This is a genomic window from Novosphingobium sp. KACC 22771 (assembly GCF_028736195.1).
GTDB lineage: Bacteria > Pseudomonadota > Alphaproteobacteria > Sphingomonadales > Sphingomonadaceae > Novosphingobium.
Map to the genome: position 1 here is coordinate 1,638,171 of NZ_CP117881.1, position 15,757 is coordinate 1,653,927.

Sequence of the window (15,757 nt, forward strand, 5' to 3'; positions counted from 1 at the left end):
TTGCTGTTTGGGGGTTTAGTTCACGCGCTGCGTCACCGTGGTGGTCGTGGTGGCCACTGGCCATGCAACGCGGGTCGTGTGCGTGGGCTTCTTCACCACGCGGGTCTTGACGACCTTCTTTGCGGCTACGCGCCCGGTGTTCTGCGTGGTCACCGTGGTCTCAACGGCAGCCTTCTGCTCCATGGCGGCCTGAGCGGTGGCGCGGGCGGCCATGGCATCCTGCTGGGCGGCCTGCGCGCTCTGTTCGGCACTGGCGGCGCGTTCATTGGCGGCGGCTACCTGTTGGGCGGCGGCCTGTTGGCTGGCTTCGCTGGCCTGCGCCTGAGCAATGGCGGCGTCGGTCTTGGCCGCCTCAACACGGGCGGCGGTGCGCTCGGCCTTCATGCGCTGGGCCTGGCCCAGATTGGCGTCGGCGATCATCGAAGCCTGATTGGCGGTCTCGATCGCTTCTTCCTTGCGCCCGGCCGACAGGTCTTCGCGGGCATCAGCCAGCGCCTGCTTGGCCTTGGCCTGATCCACGGCCAGCAAGGTGTCGGCGCCCGCCGTATCGGCGGCGCTGATCTTGGCTTCGGCCACGGCGATGGCCTTTTTCGCGCGGTCGGCCTTGCCTTCGGCCATGGCGGGGCCAGTCCATGCCACAGCCAGCATCGTGGCGGCGAGCAGCGTGCGGTGAAGGGTCTTCATGGATCTACTCCTCTCGAACATGGTAGATGCCCAAGGAAGAGCCAGACAAGGCGATGGTTCCACGCGATGAGGTGATGCGCGCGCCACACATCGCCCCACTTTATGCGAAGTGACCGAAAAGCGGACAAAAATGCATGAGCGGAATTACGCATACCGGGCGCCTCTCCCAATGGCTAGGGCGCGCGGCGCGGGGGCGGGGGCATTCGCATAGGAGGAGTTATGAATATCCGTTTTGGCCTCGCCGCTCTGGTTCTGGCCCTTGCCGGCGCCACGCAGGCCAATGCTGCCGCGTCCGGCGATGTTGCGCTGGCCGAGATCCTGCCCCATGTGCCGCGCGATGCCGATGGCAAGGTTACCCGTGAAGCCTTCGTTGCCTATATGGAAACCGCCTTTGACCGCGCCGATACCGCCAAGAGCGGCCAGATCGACCCGTCCCGGCTGAAGCGCGCCAATGCGGCGCGCGCCTGCTCGCCGATGTTCGGCCCGCGCTATGTGCCCGGCGCCTCGCTCACCGGCTGCTGAATCAAAGACAGGGCGGGCGCATCCCGCCCTGTTTCCTTTCGCGCCTTTGGAGCGCTTTTCCTTGATCCATGAATATTTTCAGGCATCGGCCGGCACAAGCCGCTTGCCCCTTTGGCTTTTCCGCGCCTATCGCGATCTTCTTGCCCGTTCGCCCGAAGAGGATGTCGTCATGCCCGAAACCGTCACCACCAGCTATTTCCGCGGTTGGGCAGGAACGCGGTTGGCGCTCCATCGCATGGGCCCTGCATCGGGAGGGAGCGGACGGCCTTTGCTGCTGTTCCACGGGCTGTTTTCTTCGGCGGCGATCAACTGGGTCAAATATGGTCATGCCGAGCGTCTGGCGCAGGCCGGGTTCGAGGTGATCATGCCGGACCTGCGTGCCCATGGCATGAGCGAGGCGCCCCATGACGCCACCGCTTACCCTGACGATGTGCTGGTCACCGATGCATTGATGCTGGTGCGCGAACTGGGGCTGGAGCCGGGCAGGTATGATCTGGGCGGTTTCTCGCTCGGCTCGCGCACGGCCACGCGCGCGGTGCTGGCAGGCCTGGAGCCGCGCCGGTTGATCCTCGCTGGCATGGGGCTCGAAGGTCTGGCGGGCTGGGCGCGGCGCAGCGCCTTTTTCCTCGATGCCATCGCGCGATACGGCACCATCAAGCATGGCGATCCGGCCTATGTGGCCCAGCAATTCATGAAGGCGCAGAAGGTCGATCTGCGCGCGGCTGAACTGCTGCTGCAATCGGTGGACGACACGCCGCCTTCGGATCTGGCCGGTATCACCATGCCGACGCTGGTGGTGTGCGGCGCCATCGATCAGGACAATGGCAGCGCCCCACGTCTGGCGCAAACCCTGCCCCATGCGCGCTATGCCGAAATTCCCGGCACGCATATGAGCAGCGTGACCCAAAAGGAACTGGGCCAGCAGATGGTGGAATTTCTTACTTCTTAAGTCCAAAGGGGATCTTGAGGAACCCGCGCAGCATCACCGCCTCGCCGCCGCGCATCATCGGGGTCCAGCGCCATTTGCGCACGGCCTCCAGCGCGGCCTTGTCGAGGCGGGGATAGCCGCTGCTGTTGGCGACGGAGATTTCCGCCACGCGCCCGTCGGTGCCCACCAGCAGGCCCAGCGTCACCGTGCCTTCCTCCATATTCCGCCGCGATTCCAGCGGATAGGTGGGCGGCGTGAAGGACAGGATGCGCGCGCCTAGATCGCCCACTTCGGCCGGACCCGCAGGCGCCTTGGGGGCCGCCGCCACCGGCGCGGGGGCAGGCGCCGGTGGGGCGGGGGGGGCTGGTTGCACGGCGGCTTCCTGGCCCACCGGGATCGCCACGGCCAGCGGCGGGGTGGGGGCCTCCGGCTGCGGCTGAGCGACGGTTTGCGGCAATTGGGGCATGTCGACCGTCTTGGCCACCGGCTTGCTCTCTGGCGGCGCCGGGCGGGCGGGGGCGGTCAGGTCCATCGTCACGACATGATGCTCGCGCTTGGCATGGGGCGCCACATTCATCCACACCATCGCGGAAAACAGCAGGCCCATGGCCAGCGCCGAGGCCACCATGGCGCCGCCGCGCGGGCGCTGGGCCTGCTGGGCATAGCGGGCGCTGGGGATGAAGGGGGCAGCCGGGGCGGGAGCGGCAAAGCTGAGTCGCGCCTCATGGCCAAGGGGGCCATAATGGGCGGAAAACTCGGCTTCGTCAGTCACTCGGAAGGCGTACATGGGCTGCCTCATGGGGTCGTTAGATGCTCGCTATTGCTAACGATTAGCAAAAAGAACATCCTTCAGCAAGGCTTATTGCATCTAATTCGCAATCATAGCATCCAGCGCCGGGCTCAATACCTCGCCCTCGTCCTCCATCACCCAGCGCACCGCCAAGTCCCACCGATCCGCCATTTCCCGCCCCCGCTCCTGCGCCAGCACGCTCAAGGCGCTGGCCCAGCCATCGGCGATCATCGCCTGAGGATGAAGCACACTGCAGGCCAGCACCCCGCTTTCTGCAGGGCGTCCCGTGGCCGGATCGAGATTGTGCCCGCCGCGTACATAAGTGCCCGATGTGGCCACGGCCAAGCCATGCAGCGCGATGCGCAAGGGCGGCAGACGGGCGGGGTTTTCCAGATCGACCCACCACGGCTGACCGTCGCTCTGCACGCCCCAGCCGGTCAATTCGCCGCCCACCTCGACCAATCCATGCCTCACTCCCATCGCGCGCAGCATGTCGGCCAGCGCATCCACCGCATAGCCTTTGGCAATGCCTGACAGGTCGAGCGCCACGCCGCCCGGTTGGCGCAGCCGCCCGGCCTCGCCGTCCCACGCCAGACGCCAAACATCGCATAAGGGGCGCAAAGAGGCGATCTCCGCATCCGTTGGCTGGGCGGCCGCAGGGCCGGGCGGGCCAAAGCCCCAGCGATCCACCAGCCGCCCCATGGCCGGGCTGAACGCGCCACCACTCTCCTGCGCCAAATCGAGCGCGGCGGCCATGACGCGGGCGAAATCGGGCGAGAGGCTTGCCCATTCACCGCTTGGCAAATTGTTGAAAAGACAAAGCTCGCTGTCGGCCTGCCAATGGCTCATTGCGCGCACCAGAATATCGAGCCGCGCGGCAATCGCCCCGCGCAAATCCACCAAGGCCAAGCCTTGGGGCCAAACTGCACGCACCCGCCACACCGTCCCCATCGTCCGACCCGAAAGCGCCACCACCGGGGCTTTCGGGTCCAGCCCGCGCAGAGCATCGCCATCAATGACCGGCGGCAGGGCGACACGGATCATCAGGGCGCCATCACCTCGACCGTGGCGGTATAGGTCATCCGGCGCTCGGTGGCGCGCGGGGTGGCGGGATGGTTGTCGGTTGCGCTGATGGTCATCCAATACATGCCCGCGCCGTTCCATTTGACCGTGGCCACGCCATTGGCATCGGTGGTCACATCATAGCCGCCCTCGGCATCGCGATAGCGCTTGCCGCCCGGAATGACGGTCAGCTTCAGCCCCTTGGCGGACTGGCCATCGATCAGGAAGCGGAACTTGCCCGGTTCATTGGCCACGAGATCGTCGGGATGGGTGAGGGGATCGAACTCCAGCCCCTTGCCGGTGGGTTTGAACAAAGTGGTGGTGGGCGCGCCGCGTGTGATGAAGATTTCGTTGCGGCTGATTGCTTCGGTCAATTTGAGGTCGGTGGCATTGGCCGGAATGGCATCGAGCGCCACCGATTCGATCTGCGGACGACCACCCGGAGCACCACCCGGAGCCCCACCCGGCCCCATTGCGCCCGGCGGCGGGCCGGGCCGGCGGCCCACGCGCTTTTCAACGCCGTCCACCTTGAAACTGCCCATCACGTTAAAGCTCTCGGTGCCGATCTTCCACGTGCCGGGCTGGGTCAGGTGAACGTCGAACGTGCTGCGATAGCGCGCGGTGATGCCATGCTCGATCGCGCCCGGTGTGCCGTCCGGCGCGGTCACCTTGATTTGCGCCAAAGGCAGGGGGAAATGATCGGGGAAGAACAGGTCGTTCGAGATCGCGGCATCGACGCTGGCCCACGGGTCGTCGCCCGAATAGGTGGTGGCCACCGGCAGCAGCCATTGGCGATGGGCCGCCGCGCTCATAGGCAGGGCAAGGGCAGACGCGCCGACCAGCAGGGCAATCGATTTGAACGTCATGGAATTGGCCATGGAGAAGGCTCCTGTCAGGGGAAACGGATCAGGGGAGGGTGACGGCAACCGCGCCGATTTCGCCGCCCGCGCCATTGCCCGCGCCCTTGCCGCCGGTGCGGGGCAGAGTGAAGGGAACGTTGACCAGTTCGCGTCCGCCGGTTTCGCGTGCGGCCTCGACCTTGAGCGTATAGGCGCCGGGTTTCAGATCGGCGGGCAGGGGAATCGTGTGGTGCCCCGGCGCGCGTGTGGCGCCCGAAATGCCCGAGGGCGGCGTGCCGATGTTGCGCCCGGCCACGCGCCACCATCCGCGCAGGTCCGACAGCCATTTCGTTCCCGGATCGCCGCGATGGTCGGCGTCATACCAGACCGCCACGGTGCGCGGCTGGATGCCTGCGCCCTCGATCCAGATGGCGACATAGGGGCGGTGATATTCGGCAACCGACAGGCGCGGCAGGTCGATCGAGATCGAACCGGCCATCGCGGCGCCGGGGGCAAGAACCAGCACGGGGGCCAGCAGGGAGGAGGGTTTCATCGGATATTCCTTTTAGGGAACAAGGAAATGGACAAGCAGAAGCGGCACGATCAGGCCCAGCCCGACCAGCGGCCATGTCGAAGGGCGACGCTTTGAATGGAGATGGAGCAGCAGCAGGCCCGTCAGCGTGAAAATCACGCAGGCACCCGCGAATATGTCGAGGAACCAGACCCACGGCCCGCCCGCATTGCGCCCCTTGTGCAGGTCATTGGCCAGCGAGAGCAGGCCCCGGTCGGTCAGTTCGGCCGTGATCGCGCCATCGGCCGGATTGATCGAGACAAAGCCGTCGCCGCCCGGACGGGGCAGGTTGACCGTGATTGCGTCCTCTGCCCATTCGGCGTCGCGGCCCGATATATCAATGTGGACCGCCTGTTCGACCGCGCTGGCCACCGGTGCGGGCAGAGGGCCGGTGGGGGCATGGCCCTTTAGCAGCCTCAGCGCACCGACCGACAATTGCCCATTGCGATCCACCACCCTGGGGCTGGCGGCAAAGGCGCCCGCGTGGTTCAGCGTGATCCCGGTAATGGCGAAAAACAGCATGCCGATCAGGCTGATCGCCGCGCTGATCCAGTGCCATGTGTGAAACTGGCGCTGCCAGAACTGCTTGGGCCAGAACTGCTTGGTCGCGCCATTCTTTTTCTTGCTCATGCGGGGATCTTGTCCATCTGGTCGGCAAACCGGCGCAGGCTTGCCTCCTCGCGCGCGCTCAACCATTGCGCCATTTGCGCGCGGAACCGGTCATGGCCAAGGCGCGCCGCTTCGTTCAGCCAGCGATGCGCCGAATCCATCCGCCCATGCGCGATTTCCATGCGGGCATGGTTGAAACAGCCGCGAAAATCGCCGCCCTCGGCCGCGCGGGCATAGTGATAGGCGGCCACGTCCAGATTGACCGGAACGCTCCAGCCGTCCTCATGGAAAGAGCCGATCATGTTCTGCGATTTGGCATGGCCCATCCCTGCGGCCCGGCGAAACAGGTCGAGCGCACGCGCCCGGTCCTGCGCCACGCCCCGCCCCAGACAAAGCGCGGTGGCGTAATTGTAGAGGCCCCAGACATCGCCTTTGTCGGCGGCAACGGCAAACCACGATGCGGCAAGACCCGGCGCTTCTTCCACGCCCCAGCCCTGATCGAGGCAGCGGCCCACCATGTTGATGGCCGGGGCCAGACCCGGTTGCGCGGCCTCGACAAACCAGCGGAACGCGGCTTGCGGATCGCGCGCCACGCCGCGCCCGTCCATCAGGCATTGCCCGTAATGCAGCGCGGCAACGGGCTCGCCGCCGCGCGCCGCGTCCAACAGCGCAGCGGCGGCGCCGGCAGGATCCCCCGCCAGCACCGCCTGCCACTCTTCCACCGTCAGCGGGGAATGGCCCATGCTCAATACTTCAGGCTCAGGCTGGCCAGAATGGTGCGGCCCGCCGCCTGATGCGCATAGTGGCTGACATAGGTCGCATCATAATAGAGCTTGTTGGTCAGATTGAGCGCCGAAACCTTGACGCCGATATGGTCGGTCAGTTGATAGGCGGCATTGGCATCAAAGCGCCAATAGGACGGCGTATAGACCGCGCGCACCGTCGAGGCCGTGCTGCCGAAGGAATAGCCGCCATAGACCTTGCCCATATAGATCGCGCCGCCGCCCAGCGTGAACTTGGGCGTGACCTTGTAGGTCGTGGTCAGGCTGATGCTGTCGAGCGGGGTGTTGGGCGCGCGCTTGCCGGTGATGGCGGCGGGCACATAGGCCCCGCCAACCAGCGTATAGCCGCCGTTGAGCATGACCGAGGGCATATGCGCCCAGCCGCCGAACAGGCTCCACTTGTCGGTGATATTGCCGCTGATGCCCAACTCGATGCCGCGCACCCGCTTGTCGCCGATAAAGCCCACCGAGCCGTCGCCCAGATTGGCGCGGACATTGGTGGTGCGCGTCTGGAACACGGCCAGCGAGAGCGAGAGGTTCTCGTCAAACAGGTTCCACTTGGTCCCCGCCTCATAGGTGGTGCTCTTCTGCACCTTGAGCGCGTCCACCCCGATGGTGGTGGCGGTCAGCGTGTTGTCCTCAAGCCCCTGCGACAGGAACGAGCCGGGCGCGATGGCCGAGGTCGAGGTGGAGATATAGAAGCTGCCGTTGGGACGCGGTTTGTAGACCAGACCGGCCTGATAGGTGAACAGGTCATCCACCCGGCGCTGCCACGTGCGGTTGGCGGTATAGGGCGCGGCCGAATTGGCGCTGACATGGGTGAGATAGCGGTCATAGCGCCCGCCCAGATTGATCAGCCACTTGTCCGACAGCGTGATCGTGTCGAACGCATAGGCCGACAGCGTGGTCCAGTCCGAGAAGGTCTGCGAATTGTTCGGGCCCTTCACGATGGGCACGTTGAAGGCATCAAACGGATTGGGGCTGGACGCGCTGGTGCAGATGCCATTGGTGCCGGTCGTGGCCGTGGGGCAGGCAATGGCCAGCGCGACCGCCGTGCCGCTGGTGTCGGACAGGTAATTGCCGATGGCCGATTTCTGCCAGTTGAACTCCAGCCCGGCGGCGAAACTGTGCTGGATGCCGCCGGTGTTGAACTTGCCCGACAGGTCGAGTTGATCCACCAGCCCGTCCTGCTTGCTGTAGCGCGCATTCACCCGGCGCGACACGGTGCCATAGGCATAGACATTGCCGCGCGAATCATCGGGCAGGGTCCACAGGTAATCCTGCTCGGTGTTGCTGTAGCGGAAGGTGTTGCGGATTTTCAGGTCCGGGCTGATCTTGTGTTCAAAGCGCGCGGTGAAGGCGTCGCTGTTGCTGGTGCGGAAATCGCGGTTGACCAGACCATAGAACGTGCTGCGCTGACGCTGAACTGTGCCGCCATTGGCGGTGGTAAACGGATCGGTGCCCAGCGGGGCGACCTCGTAATAGCCCGGGCCAAAGCTGGTGGCGATGCGCGTATAGGGGATGCCCTGATCGGGCAATTCGCTCGACTGCATGTGATACCAGTCCAGCGTCAGGCTGGTGGGGCCGGTCATGCCGATTTTCAGCGAGGGCGCGATGCCCCAGCGGCGCTGCCACACATAATCGCGGCCCGCCACGCCCTGATCGTGATACATGCCCGACACGCGCAGGCCGATGAAATCATTGACCGGCTGGTTGATGTCCACCGTAAAGCGCTTGTAATCCTTGGTGCCATAGGTGGCATCGGCATTGACGAAGCGGCGCTTTTCAGGGCTCTTGGACACGATATTGATCGAACCGCCCGCATTGCCCGAACCATTGGTGATGCCGTCCGATCCCTTGGTGATCTCGATCGATTCGACGGCAAAGGTTTCGCGGCTGGTGGCGGCCAAATCGCGCACGCCGTCCAGATAGATCGAGTTCGATGAATCCGAGCCGCGCAGGAACGGCCGGTCGCCCAGCGGATTGCCGCCTTCGCCTGAGCCCAGCGTGATGCCCGGCACCATGCGCAGCGCCTCGGTCAGCGTGGTCGAGGAGGTGTCTTCCAGCAACTGGCGCGTAACCACCGTGATCGCGCGCGGCGTATCGACCAGATCGGCGGTTGCCTTGGGCGAGGACTGGCGCTCGACCTTGTAAGAGCCGGTGGTGATGGCGGTATCGGTGACGGCAAAACTGCCCAGATCGGCCTGTTGGGGTGATTTTTCGTCGGCCATCGCGGGGTTGGCGATAGCGGGCGCAATCAACGATGCGGCGCCGAGCAGGAGGGGTTTGCTGCCGGGGTTCATGGGCTTTCCTTATTGCGATTAAGTTGCAAGAGCCTATTGAGCAAATGCGAATGCGTTGCAATAGGAAAAATTGCATAAAATGCCATGACCCCGCTTCTGGCCCCGGATCTTGGCAAAACATAACGCGCCGATAACCAGTGCCTCCCGCGCAAGGCTTGGCGTGGGCAACAAACTGCGCCGATTCTCGCCGCCATTCGCGTCACGGCGCCACGGAAATATGCCTAAATATCAATCCGAGGGATTTTAGAAATTTGTCGGCCATGGCGGGCTTTCGCGGTGCAACCCAGTGAAAAGTCCAGATCCCCCATGCTTAAACGGATTGATCCTCATCAGGCGCGACTTGGCATGTTCGTCCACAAGCTGGAGGGCAACTGGTTCAGCCATTCCTTCTGGTGGGGACGTTTTTTGCTGAGTGACGCGGGCCGCCTTGACCGGCTGCGCGCCAGCGATGTGGCTGCGGTGATCATCGATACCGAGCGCGGATGTGATGTGGCCGAGGGCGCAGCCTTGGCGGCCATGCCCCCGGCCGCGCCCCGGCGTCGACGCCAGATGCTGGTGGAGGACCAGCAGGCGGCCCGTCGCCCATCCGCCTTGCCGCCGGGCCTGCGCGGCATGGCCCGCGAATTCGGCCGCGCCGAACAGGCCGCCGACATGGGCGTCAAGGTCATCTCTCGCGCCTTTATCGAGGCGCGGCTGGGCAAGGCGGTTCAGCCCGAAGTGGTGGCCCCGGTGGTCGAAGCGGTCTTCGCCTCGGTTCAGCGCAATCCCCATGCTTTCAACGGCCTGATGCGGTGCAAGCGCGATATGGAATATCTGTTCCGCCATGCGCTGGCCACCTCGGCGCTGATGATCTCGCTGGGGCGGCAAATGAAACTGTCGCCCGGCCAGATGCATGATGCCGGCCTGGTCGGCCTGTTGATGGACAGCGGGATTGCAATGATCCCTCCGCCCCCCGGGTGGCAGGGTGACTGGCAATCCCTGCCCAAACGGGCGGCGCATGAGCATGTGCTGTTCGGGCGCGATTTCGTGGCCATGGGCGGCTTTGACGAGGCAGTGGTGCGGGCCTGTTATGAGCATCATGAGCGCATGGACGGCGCGGGCTATCCCGAAAAGCTGGCGGGCGAGGGGATCAGCCTGCTGGGCCGGATGGCCGCGATTTGCGATGCCTATGATGATCTGGCCAATCCGTTTGACGGCGATGGCCGCTCCAACCCGGCCTGCGTGATCGAGAGGATGCAGGCCGATGCGGGCGCCTATGACCCCGATATCATGCGCGAATTCATCGCGGCGATGGGGGTCTATCCGATAGGCTCTTTCGTGCTGCTGGCCTCGCATCGGCTGGCCATGGTGGTGGACCAAAGCCCGGATGATCCGGCCCGACCCACGGTGCGCTGTTTCCATTCGCTCAAACTGGGCCGGGCGGTGGCGCAGGAAACCCTCGATCTCAACCATTGCTTTGGCAAGGATCGCATCGTTGGCCCGGCTGACAGCGCGATGCTGGCGCAGGCCAATCTGCCCGATCCGGGGCAGATGCGGATGAAACTGCTGGCCGCAGCCTGCGCGGGATAAAGGCGCTACTCCTGATAGGCCAGCGCGGCAAATCCCTGCTGGATTTCGCCCAGCACCAGATCGGCGGCATAGGACAGCGTGCGCGAGGTGGCCGTGGTCATGGCCAGCACCAGCGGTTTGAGGATCGGATCGGCCAGCGGAGTAAAGCACAGCGTTCCGGCGCGCACCTCGCTGGCCACATCGACCCAAGACAGGACGCCAACGCCAACGCCTTCCTGCACCAGACTGGCGATCATCTGGATATTGTCCGAGGTGAAGATGCGGTTGAGCGGGACCTGCGCCGCGCCTTGCAGCACGGCCACCTGATCATGGACCGCCAGAGGCCGCGCGGGCAGGATGACCGGCATATCGGCCGCCATCGAAAAGCGCGCGCGGGGCAATTGCGCGATCGGATGGCCCGGAGGGGTGATGAAGCCCAGCGGCACATCGGCAAAGGCGCGCACGGTCAGATCGCGGATCGATTGCGGTTCGAAACCGATGCCGAAATCAACATCGCCGTCGGCCACTGCGTCGCGCATCGCCGCGCTGTCCAGAATGCGCAGCGCCACCGTGATCCCCGGATAGCGTCGATGGAGCGCGGACAGGACCTGGGGAATATAGCCTTTGGTCAGCGCATGGATCACGGCAATCTCGACATGGCCGCGTTTCAGCCCGCGCAGGTCCTCGATCCGCGCCCGCGCATCGGCCAGCGACTTCTGCCAATTGCCGCCCGCCGCCATCATGATCTCGCCCGCCGCCGTCAAACGCAGGCCGGAGGGCAGGCGCTCGAACAGCGGCATCCCGATCTCGGCCTCGGCATTCAGGATCTGTCGATCGATGGCCGATGCCGAGACGTGGAGTTCATCGGCCGCCTTGCGGATCGATCCGGTGCGGCCCACCACCATAAAGTAGCGCAGGAAACGGGAAAAGGCGGGCATGGGGTGGCTCCGTTTGGGGGTGCGCTCATTTTTGCAACGCTGCGTCTAAATCATTGCGTTTGATTGTTGCACGTCAAGCCCTAAATTTGCCCGCGAAGGGGTCAGGGGACCCTTTGACGGGGACCAATCTTGAACATTTCCGGTGGCAGGCGGCGGTTGGGCGCCTCGACCTTGCGTATGCGCCGGTCTTTGGGTCTTTACATGCTGGCCGGGGCCGCGCTCCTCCCTCACGCGGTTCTGGCCGGAACCACCGCCGCCCGCGCCCATTCCTCTCCGCAGCGCGAGGCGGCGGTGGCGCAGATGATGGCGCGCGCGGCAAAGAGCCCGACCGATTTGCGCGTGTTTTTGCGCGCCATGCCCAAGGGCGGCGATCTGCACAACCACCTCTCAGGGGCGATCTGGGCCGAGGATTATCTGCTCTGGGCGGCGCAGGCGGGTTTTTGCGCCACCGCTGATGGATTGAGCGTGGAGCCGCCCCCGCCCGGCGGATGCGCGCCCGACCGCCGCATCGAGCAGCGCGATGGGCAGGAATCGCCATCCTATGCCCGGTTGGTCGACAGTTTTTCGACGCGCGGCTGGCAGGCGGGCGTGGGGCGCAATGAACGCTCGGGCCATGCCCAGTTCTTTCAGACCTTTGCGCGGTTTGCCCCCATCGCCGCGATCTCGACCGGGCCGATGCTGGCCTCGGTGCGGCGTCATGCCGCGCTGGACCGGGTCGGCTATCTGGAGTTGGATCACAACACCAACGCCTTTTCCCATGCCATCATGGCGGCGGGCGATGCGCCGATGGGGCAGGGTGATATTCCCACCGCGTTTGAGGCCGACCGCGCGCTGATCGAACCCTTGCTGGCGCAGGCGAGTGCGGAATTGACCCGCGACGAGGCGGCGGCGGCCCGGGACCTGCAATGCGCCACGCCGCAGGCCGAGGCCGGATGCAAGGTGCGGGTGCATTATCTGTTTCAGGCCTTGCGGGCGCTGCCGCCGCGCATGGTGTTTCGCTCGCTGGTGGCGGCCTTCATGATGGCGGACCGCGATCCGCGCTATGTCGGCATCAACATCGTCATGCCCGAGGACCACCCGCTGGCGCTGCGCGATTATGCGCTGCACATGGCGATGATCCGCTTTCTGGCGGCGCGCTATCCGGGCGTTCATCGCACGCTGCATGCGGGCGAATTGGGCGCGACCCAAGTGCCGCCTCTGGCGCGCACCGACCATATCGCCATGGCCATTGATGCGGGCGCCCAGCGCATCGGCCATGGCGTCGATATTGCCGGAGAGGAAAAGGCCGCCGCCACCATGGCGCGCATGGCCCGCGCGGGGATTGCGGTCGAAATCAACCTGACCAGCAATGACGTGATCCTTGGCGTGAAGGGCGAGGCGCATCCGCTGGGGCTTTATCGCCGCCATGGCGTGCCATTCGTCATCAGCACCGATGATGCGGGGGTTTTGCGCGGCGACATGACCGGCGAATATGTCCGCGCCGTGCGCGAACAGGGGCTGACCTATCGCGATCTCAAACAGGCCTCGCGCAACAGCCTGACCTATTCCTTCCTGCCGCCGGGCGAAAAGGCCGAGGCGCTGGCCGCGCTGGAGCGGGAATGGGCCGCTTTTGAGCGGGACCGGATGGCCGGGGCGCCATGATGCGGATCATCACAAGATAAGCCGGACAGGCATCGGGAAGAGGACAGGGAACAAACACAAGGCAGGCGGCGCAAGAGCGCGGCCGGCCATCACACATGGGGGCAAGTATGATGGAATCCAACGAAAAATTACGGCTGCGTCGCGTGACATTGGCGGCCGTTCTGCTGGCCGGGTCGGTGCTGTCGACCAACGCCTATGCGGCCGACGAACCGGCCGAGGAAAAGAAGGAAATCGTCGTGCAGGGCTCGCTGGGCGCGCTGCCGCTGAAGGATGTCGGCACGATTTTCGGCTTCAACAAGAATCTGGTGGAAACGCCGCGCTCGGCCTCGACCATTTCCAAGGAGCAGATGGAGCGTTTCGGCGCGACCGAAATCTATGACCTTGTGGCGCAATCGCCGGGTGTGTTCACCAACTCGTTCTTTGGCGTGGGCGGGGCGCTCGATATTCGCGGCACGCCGGGCGAAATCTATTTCCGGGGCATGCGCCGTCTCGACAATCCGGGCAATTATCCCACTCCGCTGGGCGCATCGGACCGGATCGACATCGTGCGCGGGCCTTCCTCGCCGATCTATGGTCCGTCCAAGACCGGCGGCTATATGAATTTCGTGCCCAAGTCGGCGCGCGCGGGCAAGGGCAAGTTCCTTGACCATGCCGAGGGCGAGGTGAACTATACCGGGGGCAGCTGGAGTAAGAATGTGCTCTCCGCCACGATCCGCGGGCCGGGGCATGTGGGGTCGAAAGAGTTCGGCTACAGCCTCTATGGCGAGGTCGAGGACAGCGGCTCCTATTACCGCAATATGGGGACCAAGCAGACCATCCTTCAGGCCAGTTTTGAAATGGACCTGACGCCCACGCTGCGCCTCGAATTTGGCGGCATGTATCACAATTACAAGGGGCAGCAGAACGGCGGCTGGAACCGTCTGACGCAGGCGCTGGTCAACAATGGCACCTATATCACCGGCACGGCCAAGCCGCTCGACACCAATGGCGACGGCCTGATCCAGGCCAGCGAATTTACCAGCGTGGGTAATTTCAACCCCTTCTTCCCCAATCCGGCCAGCGTTACGAACAATAGCTTCAAAAATCCGGATGGTTCGCTGATCTATCCCTGGCTGGCGCTCAACAATGTCGGCACCGCCACGCTCAGCCGCAAGAATGTGCTGACCGGGCCCAATGACAAGCTGTGGAACAAGGCGGTCACGCTTTACGCGGATCTGATCTGGAACCCGTCCGACACGCTGGAGATCAAGAACCAGCTTTTCTATGACGGCTATGACAATATGAACGAGAACGCCTATGGCTTCTCGCAATTCCACAATTCCTATGTGATCGAGGACAAGATCGTCGCCACCAAGACGGTCGAGAACAGCGCGGGCAAGTTCCAGCTCCAGCTCAGCCCTTCGGTGCGTTATACCGACTTCCTGCATGGCGATGATTTCACGTTTGAATATTTCCACCGTGTCGATCTGACGCAGGGCTATACCGCGCTCTCGGCCCGCCGCCTCTCGACCCAGTGCGATTGCGAATATTCAAACTATGTGCGCGGCTATTACACCGACACGGCCTTTGCCGCGCTGGCCGATCTCGATTTCAAATTCGGCCTCGATGTCACGCTGGGCGCGCGCTTTGACAATATTGACGTGCGCACCAGCAATGACCTGAGCAAGCTGCGCGTACCGGCAGGCGTCACGCCTTCGGCCTCGGCGAATAACGGCATCTGGAGCTGGACCGCCAGCGCCAATTACAAGCTGCCCTTCGGCTTGGTGCCCTATGGCACGGTGTCGCGCCAATCGACGGTGATCGCCGGACAGGGTGCGGAAATCTACACCTCCAACGTGCTGGGCAATGCATGGACCACCGCATCGCGCATGTGGGAGGCCGGGATCAAGGGTTCGTGGCTGGGCGGGCGCCTCTATGCCGCGATCGACACCTACAACCAGAAGCGCACCGACTTCTCGATCCAGTCCTCGACCGTCAACCAGTCGGTCGAAACGCGCGGCATCGAGGCCGAAGTGCGCTGGTCGGTGGACAGGCACCTGCTGATTTCGGGCAATTACACCAAGACCAAGGTGTACAATCTCTCGTTCCTCAATGCGGGCAGCACGTTCAGCTTCCTTGGCATCGAGGATCTGAAGGGCGTTGATCCCTCGCTGATCCTTGGCGGTCAGCCGGGCGGGCTGATTTCCACCAATACGATGGACAAGTCGCGCCGGGCGGGCATTCCGACCAACACCTATTCGGCCACGGCCACTTATGCTTTCGACAATGGCCTTGCCTTTGCCGTCAGCGCCTCGGCCTTCGATTCGGTGTTCTCGGGCCAGTCGCAGGCGGTGCGCCTGCCCGCCTATACGCTGGTCGACCTCTCGGCCAGCTACAAGACCGGGCCTTGGCTGTTCCGCGTGGTGGTAAAGAACGCTACCGATGCGACTTACTTCCGCGCCAATTTCACCGAATTGTTCGGCTCGACCATCGTCCTGCCGGAAAAGCCGCGCAGCGTGCAGGGTTCGGTGGTTTACAAGTTCTGATGATGGGGCGGGGCG

The 15,757-nt window shown here is 64.3% G+C and carries 14 protein-coding genes; 5 read left to right on the plus strand and 9 right to left on the minus strand.

Annotated features, from left to right (window positions below):
• Positions 1-15 precede the first annotated feature (15 nt).
• On the minus strand, positions 16-684 hold the full coding sequence (locus tag PQ467_RS07550) for a hypothetical protein (RefSeq protein WP_274175879.1): 669 nt from the start codon (positions 682-684) through the stop codon (positions 16-18).
• Between the two features lie 219 nt (positions 685-903).
• Between PQ467_RS07550 and PQ467_RS07555 the strand changes: the two genes are divergently transcribed.
• Positions 904-1,206 carry a hypothetical protein gene (locus PQ467_RS07555; protein WP_274175880.1) on the plus strand — a complete coding sequence of 101 codons (303 nt, stop codon included), beginning with the start codon at positions 904-906 and terminating at the stop codon, positions 1,204-1,206.
• Between the two features lie 169 nt (positions 1,207-1,375).
• Entirely contained in the window at positions 1,376-2,155 is a 780-nt protein-coding gene (locus PQ467_RS07560) for an alpha/beta fold hydrolase (protein ID WP_274176110.1), read from the plus strand.
• Here PQ467_RS07560 and PQ467_RS07565 read toward each other — a convergent pair.
• The 7 genes from PQ467_RS07565 to PQ467_RS07595 all read right to left on the minus strand — a co-directional run bounded on the left by PQ467_RS07565 (position 2,145) and on the right by PQ467_RS07595 (position 9,090).
• On the minus strand, positions 2,145-2,921 hold the full coding sequence (locus PQ467_RS07565; protein ID WP_274175881.1) for an energy transducer TonB: 777 nt from the start codon (positions 2,919-2,921) through the stop codon (positions 2,145-2,147). The two genes, PQ467_RS07560 and PQ467_RS07565, sit on opposite strands and share 11 nt — an antisense overlap.
• An 81-nt stretch (positions 2,922-3,002) precedes the next feature.
• Positions 3,003-3,968, minus strand: a complete 966-nt coding sequence (locus tag PQ467_RS07570; RefSeq protein WP_274175882.1) for an FAD:protein FMN transferase — start codon at positions 3,966-3,968, stop codon at positions 3,003-3,005.
• A complete protein-coding gene (locus tag PQ467_RS07575; RefSeq protein WP_274175883.1) occupies positions 3,968-4,864 on the minus strand; it encodes a DUF4198 domain-containing protein in 897 nt (298 codons plus the stop codon). The genes PQ467_RS07570 and PQ467_RS07575 overlap by 1 nt, the downstream gene beginning before the upstream one ends.
• Before the next feature lie 28 nt (positions 4,865-4,892).
• Entirely contained in the window at positions 4,893-5,378 is a 486-nt protein-coding gene (locus PQ467_RS07580) for a DUF2271 domain-containing protein (RefSeq protein WP_274175884.1), read from the minus strand.
• 12 nt (positions 5,379-5,390) lie between these two features.
• Positions 5,391-6,026, minus strand: coding sequence for a PepSY-associated TM helix domain-containing protein (locus PQ467_RS07585; RefSeq protein ID WP_274175885.1), 636 nt, complete (start codon positions 6,024-6,026; stop codon positions 5,391-5,393).
• Positions 6,023-6,748 carry a tetratricopeptide repeat protein gene (locus PQ467_RS07590; protein ID WP_274175886.1) on the minus strand — a complete coding sequence of 242 codons (726 nt, stop codon included), beginning with the start codon at positions 6,746-6,748 and terminating at the stop codon, positions 6,023-6,025. Before PQ467_RS07590 ends, PQ467_RS07585 begins: the two co-directional genes overlap by 4 nt.
• 2 nt (positions 6,749-6,750) lie before the next feature.
• A complete protein-coding gene (locus tag PQ467_RS07595; RefSeq protein WP_274175887.1) occupies positions 6,751-9,090 on the minus strand; it encodes a TonB-dependent receptor in 2,340 nt (779 codons plus the stop codon).
• A 306-nt stretch (positions 9,091-9,396) separates the two neighbouring features.
• On the opposite strand from PQ467_RS07595, the gene PQ467_RS07600 reads away from it, so the two are divergent.
• On the plus strand, positions 9,397-10,659 hold the full coding sequence (locus PQ467_RS07600) for an HD-GYP domain-containing protein (protein ID WP_274175888.1): 1,263 nt from the start codon (positions 9,397-9,399) through the stop codon (positions 10,657-10,659).
• A gap of 5 nt (positions 10,660-10,664) precedes the next feature.
• Here PQ467_RS07600 and PQ467_RS07605 read toward each other — a convergent pair whose 3' ends face one another.
• Entirely contained in the window at positions 10,665-11,576 is a 912-nt protein-coding gene (locus PQ467_RS07605; RefSeq protein ID WP_274175889.1) for a LysR family transcriptional regulator, read from the minus strand.
• 129 nt (positions 11,577-11,705) lie between these two features.
• Here PQ467_RS07605 and PQ467_RS07610 point away from each other — a divergent pair, with 129 nt between their 5' ends.
• On the plus strand, positions 11,706-13,217 hold the full coding sequence (locus PQ467_RS07610; protein WP_274175890.1) for an adenosine deaminase: 1,512 nt from the start codon (positions 11,706-11,708) through the stop codon (positions 13,215-13,217).
• Positions 13,218-13,324: 107 nt separating this feature from the next.
• Positions 13,325-15,742 carry a TonB-dependent siderophore receptor gene (locus PQ467_RS07615; RefSeq protein WP_274175891.1) on the plus strand — a complete coding sequence of 806 codons (2,418 nt, stop codon included), beginning with the start codon at positions 13,325-13,327 and terminating at the stop codon, positions 15,740-15,742.
• The last annotated feature ends 15 nt before the right edge of the window (positions 15,743-15,757 follow it).

Coding starts and splice junctions, on each gene's coding strand:
- PQ467_RS07590 (WP_274175886.1), bottom strand. CDS start 6,748: ATGGGCCATTCCCCGCTGACGGTGGAAGAGTGGCAGGCGGTGCTGGCG.
- PQ467_RS07585 (WP_274175885.1), bottom strand. CDS start 6,026: ATGAGCAAGAAAAAGAATGGCGCGACCAAGCAGTTCTGGCCCAAGCAG.
- PQ467_RS07615 (WP_274175891.1), top strand. CDS start 13,325: ATGATGGAATCCAACGAAAAATTACGGCTGCGTCGCGTGACATTGGCG.
- PQ467_RS07570 (WP_274175882.1), bottom strand. CDS start 3,968: ATGATCCGTGTCGCCCTGCCGCCGGTCATTGATGGCGATGCTCTGCGC.
- PQ467_RS07595 (WP_274175887.1), bottom strand. CDS start 9,090: ATGAACCCCGGCAGCAAACCCCTCCTGCTCGGCGCCGCATCGTTGATT.
- PQ467_RS07605 (WP_274175889.1), bottom strand. CDS start 11,576: ATGCCCGCCTTTTCCCGTTTCCTGCGCTACTTTATGGTGGTGGGCCGC.
- PQ467_RS07565 (WP_274175881.1), bottom strand. CDS start 2,921: ATGTACGCCTTCCGAGTGACTGACGAAGCCGAGTTTTCCGCCCATTAT.
- PQ467_RS07560 (WP_274176110.1), top strand. CDS start 1,376: ATGCCCGAAACCGTCACCACCAGCTATTTCCGCGGTTGGGCAGGAACG.
- PQ467_RS07580 (WP_274175884.1), bottom strand. CDS start 5,378: ATGAAACCCTCCTCCCTGCTGGCCCCCGTGCTGGTTCTTGCCCCCGGC.
- PQ467_RS07555 (WP_274175880.1), top strand. CDS start 904: ATGAATATCCGTTTTGGCCTCGCCGCTCTGGTTCTGGCCCTTGCCGGC.
- PQ467_RS07550 (WP_274175879.1), bottom strand. CDS start 684: ATGAAGACCCTTCACCGCACGCTGCTCGCCGCCACGATGCTGGCTGTG.
- PQ467_RS07575 (WP_274175883.1), bottom strand. CDS start 4,864: ATGGCCAATTCCATGACGTTCAAATCGATTGCCCTGCTGGTCGGCGCG.
- PQ467_RS07600 (WP_274175888.1), top strand. CDS start 9,397: ATGCTTAAACGGATTGATCCTCATCAGGCGCGACTTGGCATGTTCGTC.